This window comes from Sulfitobacter sp. EE-36, assembly GCF_000152605.1.
Taxonomy (GTDB): Bacteria; Pseudomonadota; Alphaproteobacteria; order Rhodobacterales; family Rhodobacteraceae; genus Sulfitobacter; species Sulfitobacter pontiacus.
This window is the reverse complement of sequence record NZ_CH959310.1, coordinates 520,929-536,363: the sequence shown is the minus strand read 5'-3', so window position 1 is coordinate 536,363 and position 15,435 is coordinate 520,929. Positions and strand designations below refer to the sequence as shown.

Genomic DNA, 15,435 nt, shown 5'->3' with positions numbered 1-15,435 from the left:
ATGACGACACAGGATATCAATACAAGCCCCGCCGCCGTGAAAAGATCGCGGGATGGCGTGCGTTTACTGGCGGGGGTTGCGGTCGCGATTGCGGCGACCTGTGCCTTGCCGATGGTGGCCGTTTTGCTGGCCGCGCTGGTCGGGGGCACCGATACGGTGCGCCACCTGATCGATACGGTGCTGCTGGGGTACGCGGGCACAACCCTTCTGCTGGTCGCAATGGTGGCCACGGGAACCTTTGCCTTGGGCGTGGGGACCGCGTGGCTGGTGACAATGACACGCTTCCCCGGTGCCCGCATGCTCGAAATCGCGCTGGTGCTGCCGCTGGCTTTTCCCGCCTATGTGCTGGCCTATGCCTACACGCATATCCTTGACCACCCCGGAATCGTGCAAACGGTGCTGCGTGACGTCACGGGCTGGGGTCCGCGCGACTACTGGTTCCCGGAAATCCGGTCCCTTGGGGGCGCGGCCTTGATGCTGGTGCTGGTGCTTTATCCCTACGTCTACCTCTTGGCGCGCGCCGCGTTCCTGCAGCAATCCGCCACGACGTTTCTGGCAGCACGTGCCTTGGGCAGCAGTGCTTGGGCGGCCTTCTTCAAGGTGAGCCTGCCGCTGGCCCGACCGGCGATTGCCGCAGGTGTTCTGCTGACCGTCATGGAGACGATCGCCGATTTCGGCACCGTCGCCTATTTCAGTGTGCAGACTTTTGCGACAGGGATATACACCAGCTGGTTTTCCCTGTTCGACCGCGCTGGTGCGGCCCAGCTTGCACTGTGTTTGCTCAGTTTTGCGCTGCTGCTCGCGATGCTGGAGCGTATCCAGCGCGGCAAGGCGCAATACCACGATCCGGCGCGTCGTGCCGTGGCGATGCCGCCCGCGCAGCTTAAGGGATGGCAGGCCGCCGCCGCGATGCTGGCCTGCGGTATTCCCGTGATCTTTGGGGCGATCCTGCCAGTAATCGTGCTGATCTGGATGGGCATCGGGTCAGAGCAAGACCTGCTGAGCCCGCGCTATCTGGGCTTCATACGCAACTCTGCCACGCTGGCGGGGGTGGCGGCGGTGCTGACCGTGGCCGCTGCAGTCTGCGTGGGGTTCTTCCAGCGGTTGCGTCCGGGCAAGCTGTCGTTCGGTGCAGGCTATATCGCGCGGTTGGGCTATGCGGTGCCGGGCGGCGTGATTGCCGTGGGGCTGATGGTGCCCTTTGCGACCTTTGATAACCAGCTTGATGCCTGGATGCGCAGCACCTTCGACATATCGACCGGGCTGCTGGTCACCGGGTCGATCTGGCTGCTTGTCGCCGCCTATATGGTACGCTTCCTTGCGGCGGCTCTGGGGGCGTATGAGGGCGGGCAGGCGATGGTGCATGCCAATATGGACTCTGCCGCACGGTCATTGGGGGAAACCCCTGTGGGCACGCTGCGCCGTGTGCATCTACCGATCCTATCACCAAGCCTGCTGACCGCGCTGCTGATCGTTTTCGTCGATGTGATGAAAGAGCTCCCTGCAACGCTGATCATGCGGCCATTCAACTACGACACGCTGGCGGTACAGGCCTACCGGCTGGCAAGCGACGAGCGGCTGGACGGGGCGGCGGTGCCGAGCCTTGTGATCGTGGCGATGGGATTGCTGCCCGTGATCCTGATCTGCCGTCAGGTCGGTCGGCAGAAATAAACATTTCCCTTTACGCATGAAAAAACCGCACCGGCCCGGGGCCGATGCGGTTCAATGTCATGTCTCTGCCGTGGCAGGCTGGGATTATTCCCAGCCAACCGCGTTAAAGATTTTCTGTGCCGTCGGGATGTTCTTGGCCACTTCGGACAGGTTCACCTCGTCTGCTTTGAATTCGCCAAGCTTCTCGACCGATGCCGCAAGCTCTACGCCTTCGACGGCGGGGAATTCGTCGTTCCCTGCAGAGAAGTAGGACTGCGCGCTGTCGGAGGACAGATACTCGAGGAACTTGACCGCGTTGTCACGGTTTGGCGCATTTGCTGCAACACCGGCACCCGACAGGTTCATATGCGCGCCGTTGCCTTCCTGGTCGGGGAACACCAGACCGATTTTATCCAGATCGGCGCTCAGCCCGTCTACTTCGGTGCGGATGGCACGGGCAAAGTAGTAGGAGTTCGAGACGGAGATTTCGCATTCGCCCGATACCAGACCGCGCAGCTGGTCGGTGTCACCGCCCTGTGGTGCACGTGCCATGTTGTTCACAACGCCCTGTGCCCATTCGGTGGCTTTTTCTTCACCGTGGTGTGTGACCAATGCCGCCAGCAGGGTCTGGTTGTAGGAGTTGGTGGAGGAACGGATGCAGACCTGACCTTCATAGGCAGGATCGGCAAGATCCAGATAGTTCTGCGGCGGGTTGTCTACCGCGTCCTTGCTGTAAAAGATGATCCGCGCGCGCTGAGAAAAGCCGAACCAGTCGTTGTCGGCGTCTTGCAGGTTGCTGGGGATACGCTCTTCGAGGATGTCGCTGTCAACAGATTGCAGCAGGCCCATTTCCTTGGCGCGGCTCAGGCGGCTCGTGTCGACGGTGATCAGAACGTCCGCGGGGGAGTTTGCACCCTCGGCTTCCATACGCGCCAGCAGCTCGTCTGCTTTGCCTTCGATGCGGTTGATGGTGATGCCCGTCTGCTCGGTAAAGTCGGAATACAGACGTTCGTCTGTGTCGTAGTGACGCGAGGAGTAGAGGTTCAGCTGCCCTTCGGCCAATGCTGGCATCGCAACTGTGGCCATCAAGGCGGCCGTGAAAGCGGATTTCGTCAGAGTCATCAGGTGACCTCCATCTGTGTAAAACCTATAAAAACAGTAAGAAACAGATTTGAGGGCTGATATCAAGGAATACTTGAGTGAATTAATAGGACAAGCGTCTTGCCGCGAAGGGGCGGCAAGACGCGCGGGATCAGTCGCCGATTTTGTCCTGAGTCTTTGTGTCAAAATCGCTGGCATCGTGGCGTTCGTGCAGCTGCATTTCGGGTTCACCGAAGGGTCGGTTGACCATGCGACCACGTGTAACGGCAGGGCGCGAGTCGATCTTCTTGGCCCATTTCATCAGGTTTTCGTAGGAATCGACATTCAGGAACTCTGCCGCGTCATAGAGACGGCCCAGAACCAGCTGCCCGTACCATGCCCAGATCGCCATATCCGCGATCGAATATTCGCCCGCCATATATTCGTTATCGGCAAGGTGACGATCAAGCACGTCAAGCTGGCGCTTGGTCTCCATCGCGAAACGGTCAATGCAGTACTTAATCTTGACCGGCGCATAGGCGTAGAAGTGGCCAAAGCCGCCGCCAAGATAGGGCGCGCTGCCCATTTGCCAGAACAGCCACGACATACATTCGGTGCGCTGGCTTGGGTCTTTGGGGATGAATGCGCCGAATTTCTCGGCCAGATGCAGCATGATCGATCCGGATTCAAACAGGCGTTGCGGCGCGTCGCCGGACCGGTCCATCATCGCGGGAATTTTGGAGTTCGGGTTGATGTCGACAAAGCCGGATCCGAATTGATCCCCTTCGCCGATGTTGATCAGCCACGCGTCATATTCGGCACCCTTGTGCCCGGCGGCCAGTAGTTCTTCCAGCAGCACGGTGACTTTGACGCCATTGGGCGTCGCGAGGGAATAAAGCTGATAGGGATGTTTGCCGACCGGCAGCTCTTTGTCTGCGGTGGGGCCTGCGATGGGGCGGTTGATATTGGCGAATTTGCCGCCATTGCCGGGTTCCCACTCCCATACGGCGGGCGGGGTGTAGTCGGGCAGATCGGTCATGAGATCCCTTTCAGTTCGTCTGATGAAGTCTGAAGAGAACCTAAGCGGTATTGGGGGGATCGCAAGAGGTCAGCACAGATTGGCTGAGGCAGGGGGGGGGCGCGGTTGACGGTGGCCCAAACGAAAAAAGCCGCCCCCGAAGGAGCGGCCTTTAATCAGATGCGCGCGAAGCTTAACCCTGACGGGCTTTGAAACGGCGCTGCGTTTTGTTGATTACGTAAACGCGGCCTTTGCGACGCACAACGCGGCAGTCACGGTGCCGGTTCTTGAGCGAGCGGAGCGAATTGCGAACCTTCATGGTCGTTCTCCTGTGTCGTGGCGCGGGCCAGCGCCGGGTTGCGGGCAGTTCAGCGAATGCTGAACCATGAATTAGGTGGTGGGCGATACTGGGATCGAACCAGTGACCCCTTCGATGTCAACGAAGTGCTCTACCGCTGAGCTAATCACCCCCTATGTAGCACGAAATTTGCACCCCAAACCAAATCGGGGCGCGAGATATTCGCGCCGGTAGCGGGGTCTATAAATAGAGTCGGAGGCATGATCAAGGGGTTTTGGCTTTGTAAAAACATGCGCTATGATCATTCTTGAAAGGTGCAACAATGCCACACATCGCCTACGAAGTCGTTCGCCCCGATCAAGCCCGTTCCTGCGCGGTGTTTGCATCCCCTCATTCGGGGCGGAATTACAGCTTTTCCTTCCTGCGGTCCACGGTGTTGGACGGGCATAGTATACGCTCGTCAGAGGACGCGTTTGTTGACCTTTTGTTTAATTCTGCCCCCCATTTCGGGGCTCCGTTTCTGATGGCGGGAGCCCCCCGTGCGTTCCTTGATCTGAACCGGTCCCGAGACGAGCTTGACCCGGCCCTGATCGAAGGGGTTCGGCGGCAGGCGCATAACCCGCGGGTTGCCTCCGGATTGGGGGTTATTCCGCGTGTCGTGGCGAACGGGCGCTCGATTTATCAGGGCAAATTAACACTGGATGAAGCACGGGCGCGAATCGCCACCTATTGGGTGCCGTACCACGATATGTTGCAAAGCCTGCTGAACGACGCGCGGGCGGATCACGGGCAGGCGATCTTGGTGGATTGCCATTCGATGCCACATGAGGCGATGGATGGCGTCGCGCGTATGGGGCTGAAACGGCCTGAAGTGGTCTTGGGTGACCGGTTCGGCGCGGCAGCCAGCAGCGATGTTGTGGATCAGATAGAGGCCGCTTTCGTCAAGGCAGGGTTCACTGTCACCCGCAATACGCCCTTTGCGGGGGCCTATATCACCCAAGCTTACGGTCGTCCGGCACGGGGGCAGCATGCGGTACAGGTCGAATTGGACCGGTCGCTGTATATGAACGAATCTCTGGTGCGCCCCAACGGTGATTTCGAGGATGTGCAAAAAGCGCTTCGCGGCGTTGTGGCAGAGATTGCGCGGATCCGTCCAGAAAGCCTCGCCCTCGCGGCGGAGTGATCAGCGCAGCGCACGCCCCTTGACGATTGCCTTGTCCCCGAACCGGTTGCGGATGGCATCTGTTGCCCGCTCTGCCTGACCCCGGCGGGCGGCATCCGGGTCCAGCAGGTCGCCCGCGGTATCGGCACCGTCAGCCGCGCTCAGGTCCGAAATGCCACACCCGAGCAGCCGGAAAGGCCCCGGTTCACCAAGCTGGTCAAACAGCCCGCGCGCGGTGCGGTAGATGCGGTCGGCCAGTTGCGTCGGGTCATACAGCGACACCCGCCGCGTGATCAGCGAGAAATCGGCCCGTTTGAGCTTGAGTACGACAACGCGGCCAGCAAGGTCTTTGGCCTTGGCGCGGTCCGCCACCTTTTGCGCCATGCGCCACAGATGCCCGTCCAGCAGGTGAGGGTCGGAGGTGTCTTCGTTGAAGGTGGTTTCGTTGCTGATGGATTTCATCGGTTCATGCGCGGAAACACGGCGGTTGTCTTGGCCGCGTGCCAGATGCCACAGGCGGTCGCCCATACTGCCGAAACGCGCGATCAGGTCGGTCCTTTCCCATCGCAGCAGGTCCGCGAAGGTCTGGATGCCGGCCTTGTTCAGGGATCCGAGCGTTGCTGCGCCCACGCCCCAGATCATGCTCACCGGTTTGTCGTTCAGAAACTGTTGTGTTTCTGCCTTGCCGATCACTGAAAACCCGTGCGGCTTATCAAGATCTGAGGCGACTTTGGCCAGAAACTTGTTGTGTGACAGCCCGATTGATCCGGTCAGCCCCAGTTCGACCTTCATGCGACGCACCAGTCGCGCAAGCATCACCGCAGGGGGTGCCCCGTGAAGCTTGGTTGTGCCGGTCATGTCCAGAAACGCCTCGTCCAGCGACAGCGGCTGCAGGGCGGGCGTGAGCTCTTCCATCATGGCGCGGATCGCGCGGGAGGCTTCGACATATGCATCCATGCGTGGCTTGATGATGATCGCTTCGGGGCAGAGTTTCAGCGCCTGGAACATCGGCATGGCGGACCGGACCCCTTTGATCCGCGCGATATAGCAGGCGGTCGACACGACCCCACGGCGTCCGCCCCCGATGATTACGGGCTTGCCATTCAGCGCCGGATTGTCGCGTTTCTCCACGGATGCGTAGAAGGCATCGCAATCCATATGGGCGATGGAAAGGTCGAATAATTCGGGATGCGACGAGATGCGCGGGCTGCCGCAGGCAGAGCACCGGCGCGCGGGCGCAATTTCGGACAGGCAGTCTCGGCAGAGGGCGGGCATGGCGGTCAGGTAAGGTTAAGGGCTGGTTAACGCAAGTCTACCCGATCACACGTGACTTCGCCATGCACATACGTGCAGCGTCGACTAGAGGGAGGAAAGCGGATGCGAGGTGGGGCAAAGAAAGACCCCCGCCTGAAGCGGGGGGAGGTGACGGACTTCAGGAAGAACCAGTCCGTCGGGGAGTATCACCAAAGTAAGGTTGCCATATGAATGTCATAAAACATACACGGAAGTTCCAGTTGCTGGCAGCCAGTTCATGTTTGTTACCGATTTATCACATAGGCGAAAATGCGCTATTTGTTGGGTTTCGCGCATTTCGGCTGCGTTTAGGGCAGCTCTGCCAGCACCGCGCGGGCGGCGGCGGCAGGGTCTTCGGCCTGCCAGATCGGGCGGCCAACGACGATGTGATCCGCCCCGTCCAAGATCGCCTGACCAGGTGTTGCCACGCGTTTCTGGTCGCCAAGAGCCGCCCCGCTTGGTCGCACGCCAGGGGTGACGATCAGCTTGCCGTTGGCCTCGGGTAGGGCACGGATCAGGGCCGCCTCTTGCGGGGAGGCGATGACGCCGTCAGCGCCAGCCTCCAGCGCGCGTCCGGCGCGGGTCTGGACCAGATCGGGGATATCGCCCGACTGGATCATCGCTGCGTCCAGATCGTTGCGGTCCAGAGATGTCAGGATGGTCACCGCCAAAATCTTGGTGCGGGATCCTGCGGCCCCTTCCATCGCGGCGCGGACAACATGCGGGTCACCGTGCACGGTCAGAAAATCAAGGTCGAACTGCGCAAGCCCGCGCACCGCTGCTTCGACTGTCGCGCTGATATCGAACAGTTTCATGTCCAGAAAAATGCGTTTGCCGTGTTCCTGAATCAGCTCGTTCGCAAGCGCTAGGCCGCCGCCCGTCAGCATGCCCAGACCAATTTTATAAAAGCTCACCGCGTCGCCCAGCTTTTGGGTCAGTTCAAGGCCGGCAACAGCGTGGGGGACATCAAGGGCAACGATCAGGCGGTCATCTGACATGGGGCGGGCTCCGAAGTGATGAGATTTGGCAAACGCCGGAGGCTTACGGTGTTCGACCTGACATGTCTATGAAAACAGGGATCGCGCAAAGAAAAAGGCCCGGGCAGCGCAGCGGCTGTCCGGGCGAGTATCAGAGACGTGCAGGCAGGCAGTTGTCTCTGGATTGGGCGGGACACGCGCCGGGACGGGCGCGCAGGCAGTTCCGCCGAAACTGTAAATCAGGCGGCGCGAAGGCCGGGAAGATTGGCGACATGGCGCAACCAAGCTTTTGGGTCGAACCGAGGACGGCCACTGCGTTGTGCGGGCTTCTGGGCGCGGATCTCGGAATACATGCCGCCGCGGCTCGTATGGCGACGCTCGGCTTGTTTGGTCAGGCCTTTGGCCGCTTGATCAAAGGACATCGTCATCGGCGCGTTGATGGCGCAGGCATATTTGCGGGACCGATCGCCATCGTGCACGGTGACCAAGGCTTCAAAGCATTGCTCTGCCGCGTTGTAGATAACGTCGTTCATCTGGATCTGGCGCGTCTGCATGTTCGTACCTCAAGAATTTGTTGTACTGATTAAAGTCGGCTCGATTTGTTTTCGTTCATCTGCCAGTACAACGTATGTGTGACTAAATGGTTCCACTGGGGTGCATCCGTCATGTGGATAAATATAAATTTTCGCCTAAAATCAGTCAATTAACATTTTTGTAATTAATTCTTGCCATGAGCGACAAATTGCGAAACTGCATTTTTCTTGTGGGATTCCAATGTGTTCGCAATGTGGCGAAATTCCACCAGTCTGACAAATAATCTTAAAAGATGTATGTTTTCTGTTGACGTATTTGTGAGGCGACTCTCTTGAATCCCTTCCTTCTGTCCCCAAATTCTATCCCGAGGATCACGCCATGATGTGCTGCAAAGCAGGCATCTTCTTTGTGGTCGCTTTAAGAAAAGGAGAAGCTCATGGACTTGAGCAAGTTCACAGAACGGTCGCGCGGCTTTATTCATGCTGCGCAAACAATCGCGACGCGTGAAAGCCACCAACGGCTGACGCCGGAACATTTATTGAAAGCATTGCTGGATGACGACCAAGGGCTGGCGAGCAATCTGATTGCTGCTGCCGGTGGCGATCCTGCACGTGTGACTGAAACCCTGACGCTGTCTTTGGGCAAGCTGCCCAAGGTGTCGGGCGACGCCGCGCAGGTATACCTTGATAATGCCACCGCAAAGGTGCTGGCCGAAGCAGAGACGCTGGCCAAAAAGGCGGGCGACAGCTTTGTGCCGGTCGAACGCGTGCTGATGGCCCTTGCGATGGTGAAATCCGGTGCGAAAACCGCGTTGGATGCGGGTAAGGTCACCGCACAGGGGTTGAACGCCGCTATCAATGATATCCGGAAAGGGCGCACGGCTGATACGGCCAGTGCGGAAGACGGGTATGAGGCGCTCAAGAAGTACAGCCTTGATCTGACGGAACGTGCCCGCGAAGGCAAAATCGACCCGATCATCGGTCGGGACGAGGAAATTCGTCGGGCCATGCAGGTGTTGAGCCGCCGTACCAAGAACAACCCGGTGCTGATCGGTGAGCCCGGCGTAGGTAAAACCGCGATTGCCGAGGGGCTCGCCCTGCGGATCGTGGATGGCGATGTGCCTGAATCCCTGCGCAACAAACGCTTGCTGGCGCTGGACATGGGCGCGCTGATTGCCGGCGCGAAGTATCGTGGCGAGTTCGAAGAACGGTTGAAAGCCGTCTTGACCGAGGTCACCGAAGCTGCGGGCGAGGTGATCCTGTTCATTGACGAGATGCACACGCTGGTGGGTGCCGGTAAGGCGGACGGCGCGATGGACGCGGCCAACCTCATCAAACCGGCTTTGGCGCGGGGTGAATTGCACTGCGTTGGTGCGACGACCTTGGACGAATACCGTAAGTATGTCGAAAAAGACGCAGCACTTGCCCGTCGCTTCCAGCCTGTGATGGTCAGCGAACCTACGGTCGAGGATACGGTGTCGATCCTGCGAGGCATTAAGGAGAAGTACGAGCTGCACCATGGTGTGCGGATCAGCGACTCTGCCCTTGTGGCGGCGGCAACCCTGTCGCACCGCTATATCACGGACCGTTTCCTGCCCGACAAGGCAATCGACCTTGTGGACGAGGCAGCGAGCCGTCTGCGGATGGAAGTCGACAGCAAACCGGAAGAGCTGGATGCGCTGGACCGTCAGATCATGCAGCTTCAGATCGAAGCCGAGGCGTTGAAGAAAGAGGATGACGCTGCCAGCAAGGACCGCCTGGACAAGTTGGAGAAAGAGCTGGGGGATCTGCAGGAAAAGGCCGATGCCATGACTGCGCAGTGGCAGGGCGAACGTGATCGCCTTGAGGGCGCGCGCGAGCTGAAAGAGCAGCTGGACCGTGCCCGCGCCGAGCTTGAGATCGCCAAGCGCGAAGGCAACCTCGCCAAAGCGGGGGAGCTTTCCTATGGCGTGATCCCGCAGCTTGAACGCAAACTGGGCGAGGCCGAAGAGAACGAAGCCGACGTGATGGTCGAAGAGGCCGTGCGCCCGGATCAGATCGCCAGCGTCGTCGAACGTTGGACGGGTATCCCCGCGGGTCGTATGCTGGAAGGCGAGCGGGACAAGTTGCTGCGCATGGAAGACCAGTTGCACAACCGTGTCATTGGTCAGAACCTCGCGGTCAAAGCTGTGTCGAACGCGGTGCGCCGTGCGCGTGCTGGCCTGAATGACGAGGCCCGCCCCTTGGGCAGCTTCCTGTTCCTCGGGCCGACTGGTGTCGGTAAGACCGAGCTGACCAAGGCCGTCGCCGAATTCCTGTTCGACGACGAGAACGCGATGGTGCGGATCGACATGTCTGAGTTCATGGAGAAACATGCCGTGGCCCGTCTGATCGGCGCGCCTCCCGGGTATGTTGGCTATGACGAAGGTGGCGTATTGACCGAAGCCGTGCGGCGCAGACCCTATCAGGTCGTGCTGTTCGACGAGGTCGAGAAGGCGCACCCCGACGTGTTCAACGTGTTGCTGCAGGTCTTGGATGATGGCGTGCTGACGGATGGTCAGGGCCGTAAGGTCGACTTCAAGCAGACGCTGATCGTGCTGACCAGCAACCTTGGGGCGCAAGCGCTGAGCCAGTTGCCCGAAGGGGGCGACATGGCGCAGGCGAAACGGGATGTGATGGATGCGGTGCGGGCTCACTTCCGCCCCGAGTTCCTGAACCGACTGGATGAAACGGTGATCTTTGACCGCTTGGCACGTGCCGACATGGCGGGGATCGTCGACATTCAGGTGAACCGTCTGCTGAAGCGTCTCGCCGGTCGCAAGATCGGGTTGGAGTTGGACGAAGGCGCGCGCAAGTGGCTCGCCGACGAAGGCTATGATCCGGTGTTCGGGGCGCGTCCGTTGAAGCGGGTGATCCAGCGCGCATTGCAAGACCCGCTGGCCGAGATGATCTTGGCAGGTGACGTGCTGGATGGGGATCTTATCCCCGTGCAGGCTGGTGCCGAAGGGCTGATCATTGGCGACCGCGTGGCCCCCAGCAACCGCGCCAAACCGGACGAAGCGACCGTCCACTAGGTACATAGTATATAGTGTGGTGATGTGATCGGGCAGGGCCGGGGGAAACCTCGGCCCTGTTCGCATGTGTTGCCCTGACATTCCGGTGTGTCTCCTGAAATGTAGCGGATTGCGTTTGGTGGGCGCGACAACCCGCAGTAGGCTACCCATGTATATTGGTAAGGAGCGCCTGTTATGGCCTATCGCTGGATCAACACACTCACGGATAAAGACGTCACCCCGCATGCTGCATTTATGAACCGACGTCAGATCATGGGGGGCGCTTTGGCGGGGATCGGGTTGGCCGGTATCGCGGGGCGCACCTCTGCCGCGCCGGAGGGGTTAGAGCCGAACAGTTATGAAGATATCACCAGCTACAATAACTACTATGAATTCGGCACCGGCAAGGACGACCCCGCCAGATACGCGGACCGTCTGACGATTGAACCCTGGACGGTTCAGATTGACGGGCTGGTCGACAAGCCCGGTGCCTATGGGTTCGACGACATCATGCAACAGATGACGATCGAAGAGCGTATCTATCGTTTTCGCTGTGTCGAGGCGTGGTCAATGGTGGTCCCGTGGAACGGGTTCGAGCTGGCGGACCTGCTGAATATGGCCGGTGTGCAGTCCGGCGCGAAATACGTCTCCTTCGAGACTGCGCTGCGTCCTGATGAAATGCCCGGCGTCGCCTATAATGTGCTCGACTGGCCCTACGTCGAAGGGTTGCGTCTGGACGAGGCGATGCATCCGCTGACGATTATGGCCACCGGCATCTATGGCAAGGATATCCCGAAACAGAACGGCGCACCGCTGCGGTTGGTCGTGCCGTGGAAATATGGCTACAAGTCGATCAAATCCGTGGTGCGGATCACCCTCACGGATACTCAGCCCCCGACCAGTTGGAACAAGGCGAATGCAGGGGAGTACGGCTTCTACAGTAATGTGAACCCCGAGGTCGATCACCCCCGTTGGTCGCAGGCCAGCGAAAGGGTCATCGGTGGCGGTCTTTTCTCCAAGCGGATCCCGACGCTGATGTTCAACGGGTACGAGGCCGAGGTCGCGGAGCTCTATGCCGGTATGGACCTGAGCAAGGATATCTAAACCCGTGTCCTCTATAGAAGTGAGCAGGGCGGTATGATCGATCGCCTGAATACCGTCGCGCGACGTGTTCCCACATGGGTCGTATATATAGTGGGGCTTTTGCCAATCCCGTGGTTGCTGTTTCAGGCGCAGACCGGCGGGCTGGGGGCGGAGCCGATCAAGGCGTTGGAAAAAGAACTGGGGTTACTAGCCTTGCAACTGTTGATCGCCGGGTTGGCGATCACGCCCGCGCGGCGCTACCTTCGGCTGAACCTCATCAGATTTCGGCGCGCCCTGGGATTGCTCGCCTTTATATATGTCTCGCTGCACCTGTTGGTATGGCTGGTGCTGGATGTCGGGATCCTGTCGCAGATCTGGGCCGACATTCTGAAGCGCCCGTATATCACGATCGGCATGGCGGGTTTTGCCTGTCTTGTCCCCCTGGCGGCGACATCGAACAACTTCTCGATCCGCAAGCTGGGGGCCACGTGGCGCAAGTTGCACCGGTTAACCTATCTGGCTGCAATTTTGGCTGGGGTGCACTTCATCTGGCTGGTCAAAGGTTTCCAGATCGAACCTCTCCTCTATATGGCGGGGATTCTGGCTTTGCTGGTGCTCCGACTTCCTAAACGGCGCTGATTCCGAATCTGGGTGGTGGCTCGGGCCGGGAATTGCGCCGGATTCGGGCCGGGGGAGGGGAAACAATCCACATTCGCGCTGCGAGGCTGTGGATAACCTGCGCGGGCGTAAGTGATGCGGGGCAATGACGTGCTAGCGTGCGAAATAAAGCTGCGCAAAACGCGAGGCTCGCGGAATTTTCAAAAATCAAACCGTTGTTTTTATAGGAAAATTCGGAAAGTAGCGAAAAACTGTCATAATCCGAAAAAAGGGGTTGCGGGTATTTGGAACAAACCTTAGAACGCCCCTTACCGGAGACGCAGAGATGCAGACGCGGGGCGCTAGACGGGGACGACGGGTTACGGTTCGGGTCTTACGTAGCGGAGAAATTCTGAGGTAATTGAGGCGGGGCGCGCTGAGAAGTTTACGGCGCATCTTGGTTTCTTTTGTCTCGACGCTCTTTGAAATTGATAGATATCTGAAGAGATATGTGGGCGGTTTGGTTCATTCGATGGATCAACGTCTGTATATCGCGCTCTTAGGCTTCGGCCGATGATGGAGTGTCAGCTTCACTGTTTGGACGGCTTTTCGTTACTTTGGTAACTTTAAGCACTTCAAACGGAGAAAACGCCTGTATCATTCAGTAAGTGATGCAGGTTTGATGTGCAGAGGTTCGACGTCAAGGATACGCAGTAATGCGTTTCAACTTGAGAGTTTGATCCTGGCTCAGAACGAACGCTGGCGGCAGGCCTAACACATGCAAGTCGAGCGCACCTTCGGGTGAGCGGCGGACGGGTTAGTAACGCGTGGGAACATACCCTTTTCTACGGAATAGCCTCGGGAAACTGAGAGTAATACCGTATAAGCCCTTCGGGGGAAAGATTTATCGGGAAAGGATTGGCCCGCGTTAGATTAGATAGTTGGTGGGGTAATGGCCTACCAAGTCTACGATCTATAGCTGGTTTTAGAGGATGATCAGCAACACTGGGACTGAGACACGGCCCAGACTCCTACGGGAGGCAGCAGTGGGGAATCTTAGACAATGGGCGCAAGCCTGATCTAGCCATGCCGCGTGTGTGATGAAGGTCTTAGGATCGTAAAGCACTTTCGCCAGGGATGATAATGACAGTACCTGGTAAAGAAACCCCGGCTAACTCCGTGCCAGCAGCCGCGGTAATACGGAGGGGGTTAGCGTTGTTCGGAATTACTGGGCGTAAAGCGTACGTAGGCGGATTGGAAAGTTGGGGGTGAAATCCCAGGGCTCAACCCTGGAACTGCCTCCAAAACTATCAGTCTAGAGTTCGAGAGAGGTGAGTGGAATTCCAAGTGTAGAGGTGAAATTCGTAGATATTTGGAGGAACACCAGTGGCGAAGGCGGCTCACTGGCTCGATACTGACGCTGAGGTACGAAAGTGTGGGGAGCAAACAGGATTAGATACCCTGGTAGTCCACACCGTAAACGATGAATGCCAGTCGTCGGGCAGTATACTGTTCGGTGACACACCTAACGGATTAAGCATTCCGCCTGGGGAGTACGGTCGCAAGATTAAAACTCAAAGGAATTGACGGGGGCCCGCACAAGCGGTGGAGCATGTGGTTTAATTCGAAGCAACGCGCAGAACCTTACCAACCCTTGACATCCTGTGCTAACCCGAGAGATCGGGCGTTCACTTCGGTGACGCAGTGACAGGTGCTGCATGGCTGTCGTCAGCTCGTGTCGTGAGATGTTCGGTTAAGTCCGGCAACGAGCGCAACCCACATCCTTAGTTGCCAGCAGTTCGGCTGGGCACTCTAAGGAAACTGCCCGTGATAAGCGGGAGGAAGGTGTGGATGACGTCAAGTCCTCATGGCCCTTACGGGTTGGGCTACACACGTGCTACAATGGCAGTGACAATGGGTTAATCCCCAAAAGCTGTCTCAGTTCGGATTGGGGTCTGCAACTCGACCCCATGAAGTCGGAATCGCTAGTAATCGCGTAACAGCATGACGCGGTGAATACGTTCCCGGGCCTTGTACACACCGCCCGTCACACCATGGGAGTTGGTTCTACCCGACGACGCTGCGCTAACCTTCGGGGGGCAGGCGGCCACGGTAGGATCAGCGACTGGGGTGAAGTCGTAACAAGGTAGCCGTAGGGGAACCTGCGGCTGGATCACCTCCTTTCTAAGGATGATCTTAGCAGCGAGAACTTGTTCTCACTCGTAGATCACTTAGCAGGTCAGTAAACAAAACTGACCATATTCAAGGCATCGCAAGATGACCTTTCGGACCGAGCCGTCCTCATATCTCTTCAGCAAGCGTCTCACGCAGTGAGGCGCGAAGCCCCGACAGGGTACCGCGCAGCGGTGTCCCGAGAGGGGTCGGGTTGCTTCATGCAGCCAACGTAACACGCAGCCCTCGGGCTACGCTGGGGCCTTAGCTCAGCTGGGAGAGCGCCTGATTTGCATTCAGGAGGTCAGGAGTTCGATCCTCCTAGGCTCCACCAAGCATACGGCCCTTGAATAACCGCTTGGGCTGGTCCCTCTCGGGACATTCCTTCGGAATGCCCTGCCGGGACGTCGCGGTTTTGCTTTGCAAAACACGCTGGGTCGGTAGCTCAGGTGGTTAGAGCGCACGCCTGATAAGCGTGAGGTCGGAGGTTCAAGTCCTCCTCGACCCACCAAGATCTTTGCCAGCTAAAGATCGTCGCCC

The 15,435-nt window shown here is 58.6% G+C and carries 11 protein-coding genes, 3 tRNA genes and 1 rRNA gene; 8 read left to right on the top strand and 7 right to left on the bottom strand.

What is annotated here, in order from left to right:
- Positions 1–1,671 carry an iron ABC transporter permease gene (locus tag EE36_RS05260; RefSeq protein WP_005850174.1) on the top strand — a complete coding sequence of 557 codons (1,671 nt, stop codon included), beginning with the start codon at positions 1–3 and terminating at the stop codon, positions 1,669–1,671.
- 84 nt (positions 1,672–1,755) lie between these two features.
- Here EE36_RS05260 and EE36_RS05255 read toward each other — a convergent pair whose 3' ends face one another.
- From EE36_RS05255 to EE36_RS05240, 4 genes are all read right to left on the bottom strand, one after another.
- Positions 1,756–2,772, bottom strand: a complete 1,017-nt coding sequence (locus tag EE36_RS05255; protein ID WP_005850173.1) for a Fe(3+) ABC transporter substrate-binding protein — start codon at positions 2,770–2,772, stop codon at positions 1,756–1,758.
- Between the two features lie 130 nt (positions 2,773–2,902).
- Positions 2,903–3,769 (bottom strand): glutathione-dependent disulfide-bond oxidoreductase, encoded by an 867-nt coding sequence (gene yghU, locus EE36_RS05250; protein ID WP_005850170.1) that lies wholly within the window; start codon positions 3,767–3,769, stop codon positions 2,903–2,905.
- A gap of 172 nt (positions 3,770–3,941) precedes the next feature.
- A complete protein-coding gene (gene ykgO / locus EE36_RS05245; RefSeq protein ID WP_005850168.1) occupies positions 3,942–4,067 on the bottom strand; it encodes a type B 50S ribosomal protein L36 in 126 nt (41 codons plus the stop codon).
- Between the two features lie 76 nt (positions 4,068–4,143).
- A tRNA-Val gene (locus EE36_RS05240) sits at positions 4,144–4,218 on the bottom strand.
- A 150-nt stretch (positions 4,219–4,368) separates the two neighbouring features.
- On the opposite strand from EE36_RS05240, the gene EE36_RS05235 reads away from it, so the two are divergent.
- Positions 4,369–5,229, top strand: a complete 861-nt coding sequence (locus EE36_RS05235) for an N-formylglutamate amidohydrolase (RefSeq protein ID WP_005850159.1) — start codon at positions 4,369–4,371, stop codon at positions 5,227–5,229.
- Here EE36_RS05235 and EE36_RS05230 read toward each other — a convergent pair whose 3' ends face one another.
- The 3 genes from EE36_RS05230 to EE36_RS05220 form a co-directional block, all read right to left on the bottom strand.
- Positions 5,230–6,483 (bottom strand): DNA polymerase IV, encoded by a 1,254-nt coding sequence (locus EE36_RS05230; RefSeq protein WP_039911608.1) that lies wholly within the window; start codon positions 6,481–6,483, stop codon positions 5,230–5,232.
- Between the two features lie 326 nt (positions 6,484–6,809).
- Entirely contained in the window at positions 6,810–7,499 is a 690-nt protein-coding gene (pyrF, locus tag EE36_RS05225; RefSeq protein WP_005850154.1) for an orotidine-5'-phosphate decarboxylase, read from the bottom strand.
- A gap of 218 nt (positions 7,500–7,717) precedes the next feature.
- Positions 7,718–8,032, bottom strand: a complete 315-nt coding sequence (locus tag EE36_RS05220) for a hypothetical protein (RefSeq protein WP_005850153.1) — start codon at positions 8,030–8,032, stop codon at positions 7,718–7,720.
- 416 nt (positions 8,033–8,448) lie between these two features.
- Here EE36_RS05220 and clpB point away from each other — a divergent pair, with 416 nt between their 5' ends.
- From clpB to EE36_RS05190, 6 genes are all read left to right on the top strand, one after another.
- Positions 8,449–11,064: an ATP-dependent chaperone ClpB gene (gene clpB / locus EE36_RS05215; protein ID WP_005850151.1), complete on the top strand. Its 2,616-nt coding sequence runs from the start codon at positions 8,449–8,451 to the stop codon at positions 11,062–11,064.
- 174 nt (positions 11,065–11,238) lie between these two features.
- Entirely contained in the window at positions 11,239–12,147 is a 909-nt protein-coding gene (msrP, locus tag EE36_RS05210; protein WP_005850149.1) for a protein-methionine-sulfoxide reductase catalytic subunit MsrP, read from the top strand.
- Between the two features lie 33 nt (positions 12,148–12,180).
- Positions 12,181–12,765 (top strand): protein-methionine-sulfoxide reductase heme-binding subunit MsrQ, encoded by a 585-nt coding sequence (gene msrQ, locus EE36_RS05205; RefSeq protein WP_005850147.1) that lies wholly within the window; start codon positions 12,181–12,183, stop codon positions 12,763–12,765.
- A 682-nt stretch (positions 12,766–13,447) separates the two neighbouring features.
- Positions 13,448–14,907 (top strand): 16S ribosomal RNA (locus tag EE36_RS05200).
- Positions 14,908–15,153: 246 nt separating this feature from the next.
- A tRNA-Ala gene (locus EE36_RS05195) sits at positions 15,154–15,229 on the top strand.
- Between the two features lie 100 nt (positions 15,230–15,329).
- Positions 15,330–15,406 (top strand) — tRNA-Ile (locus EE36_RS05190).
- The last annotated feature ends 29 nt before the right edge of the window (positions 15,407–15,435 follow it).

What these genes read in the sequence shown, in the direction of transcription:
- EE36_RS05235 (WP_005850159.1), top strand. Translation starts at nt 4,369, where the DNA reads ATGCCACACATCGCCTACGAAGTCGTTCGCCCCGATCAAGCCCGTTCC.
- EE36_RS05255 (WP_005850173.1), bottom strand. Translation starts at nt 2,772, where the DNA reads ATGACTCTGACGAAATCCGCTTTCACGGCCGCCTTGATGGCCACAGTT.
- msrP (WP_005850149.1), top strand. Translation starts at nt 11,239, where the DNA reads ATGGCCTATCGCTGGATCAACACACTCACGGATAAAGACGTCACCCCG.
- yghU (WP_005850170.1), bottom strand. Translation starts at nt 3,769, where the DNA reads ATGACCGATCTGCCCGACTACACCCCGCCCGCCGTATGGGAGTGGGAA.
- EE36_RS05260 (WP_005850174.1), top strand. Translation starts at nt 1, where the DNA reads ATGACGACACAGGATATCAATACAAGCCCCGCCGCCGTGAAAAGATCG.
- msrQ (WP_005850147.1), top strand. Translation starts at nt 12,181, where the DNA reads ATGATCGATCGCCTGAATACCGTCGCGCGACGTGTTCCCACATGGGTC.
- EE36_RS05230 (WP_039911608.1), bottom strand. Translation starts at nt 6,483, where the DNA reads ATGCCCGCCCTCTGCCGAGACTGCCTGTCCGAAATTGCGCCCGCGCGC.
- ykgO (WP_005850168.1), bottom strand. Translation starts at nt 4,067, where the DNA reads ATGAAGGTTCGCAATTCGCTCCGCTCGCTCAAGAACCGGCACCGTGAC.
- EE36_RS05220 (WP_005850153.1), bottom strand. Translation starts at nt 8,032, where the DNA reads ATGCAGACGCGCCAGATCCAGATGAACGACGTTATCTACAACGCGGCA.
- pyrF (WP_005850154.1), bottom strand. Translation starts at nt 7,499, where the DNA reads ATGTCAGATGACCGCCTGATCGTTGCCCTTGATGTCCCCCACGCTGTT.
- clpB (WP_005850151.1), top strand. Translation starts at nt 8,449, where the DNA reads ATGGACTTGAGCAAGTTCACAGAACGGTCGCGCGGCTTTATTCATGCT.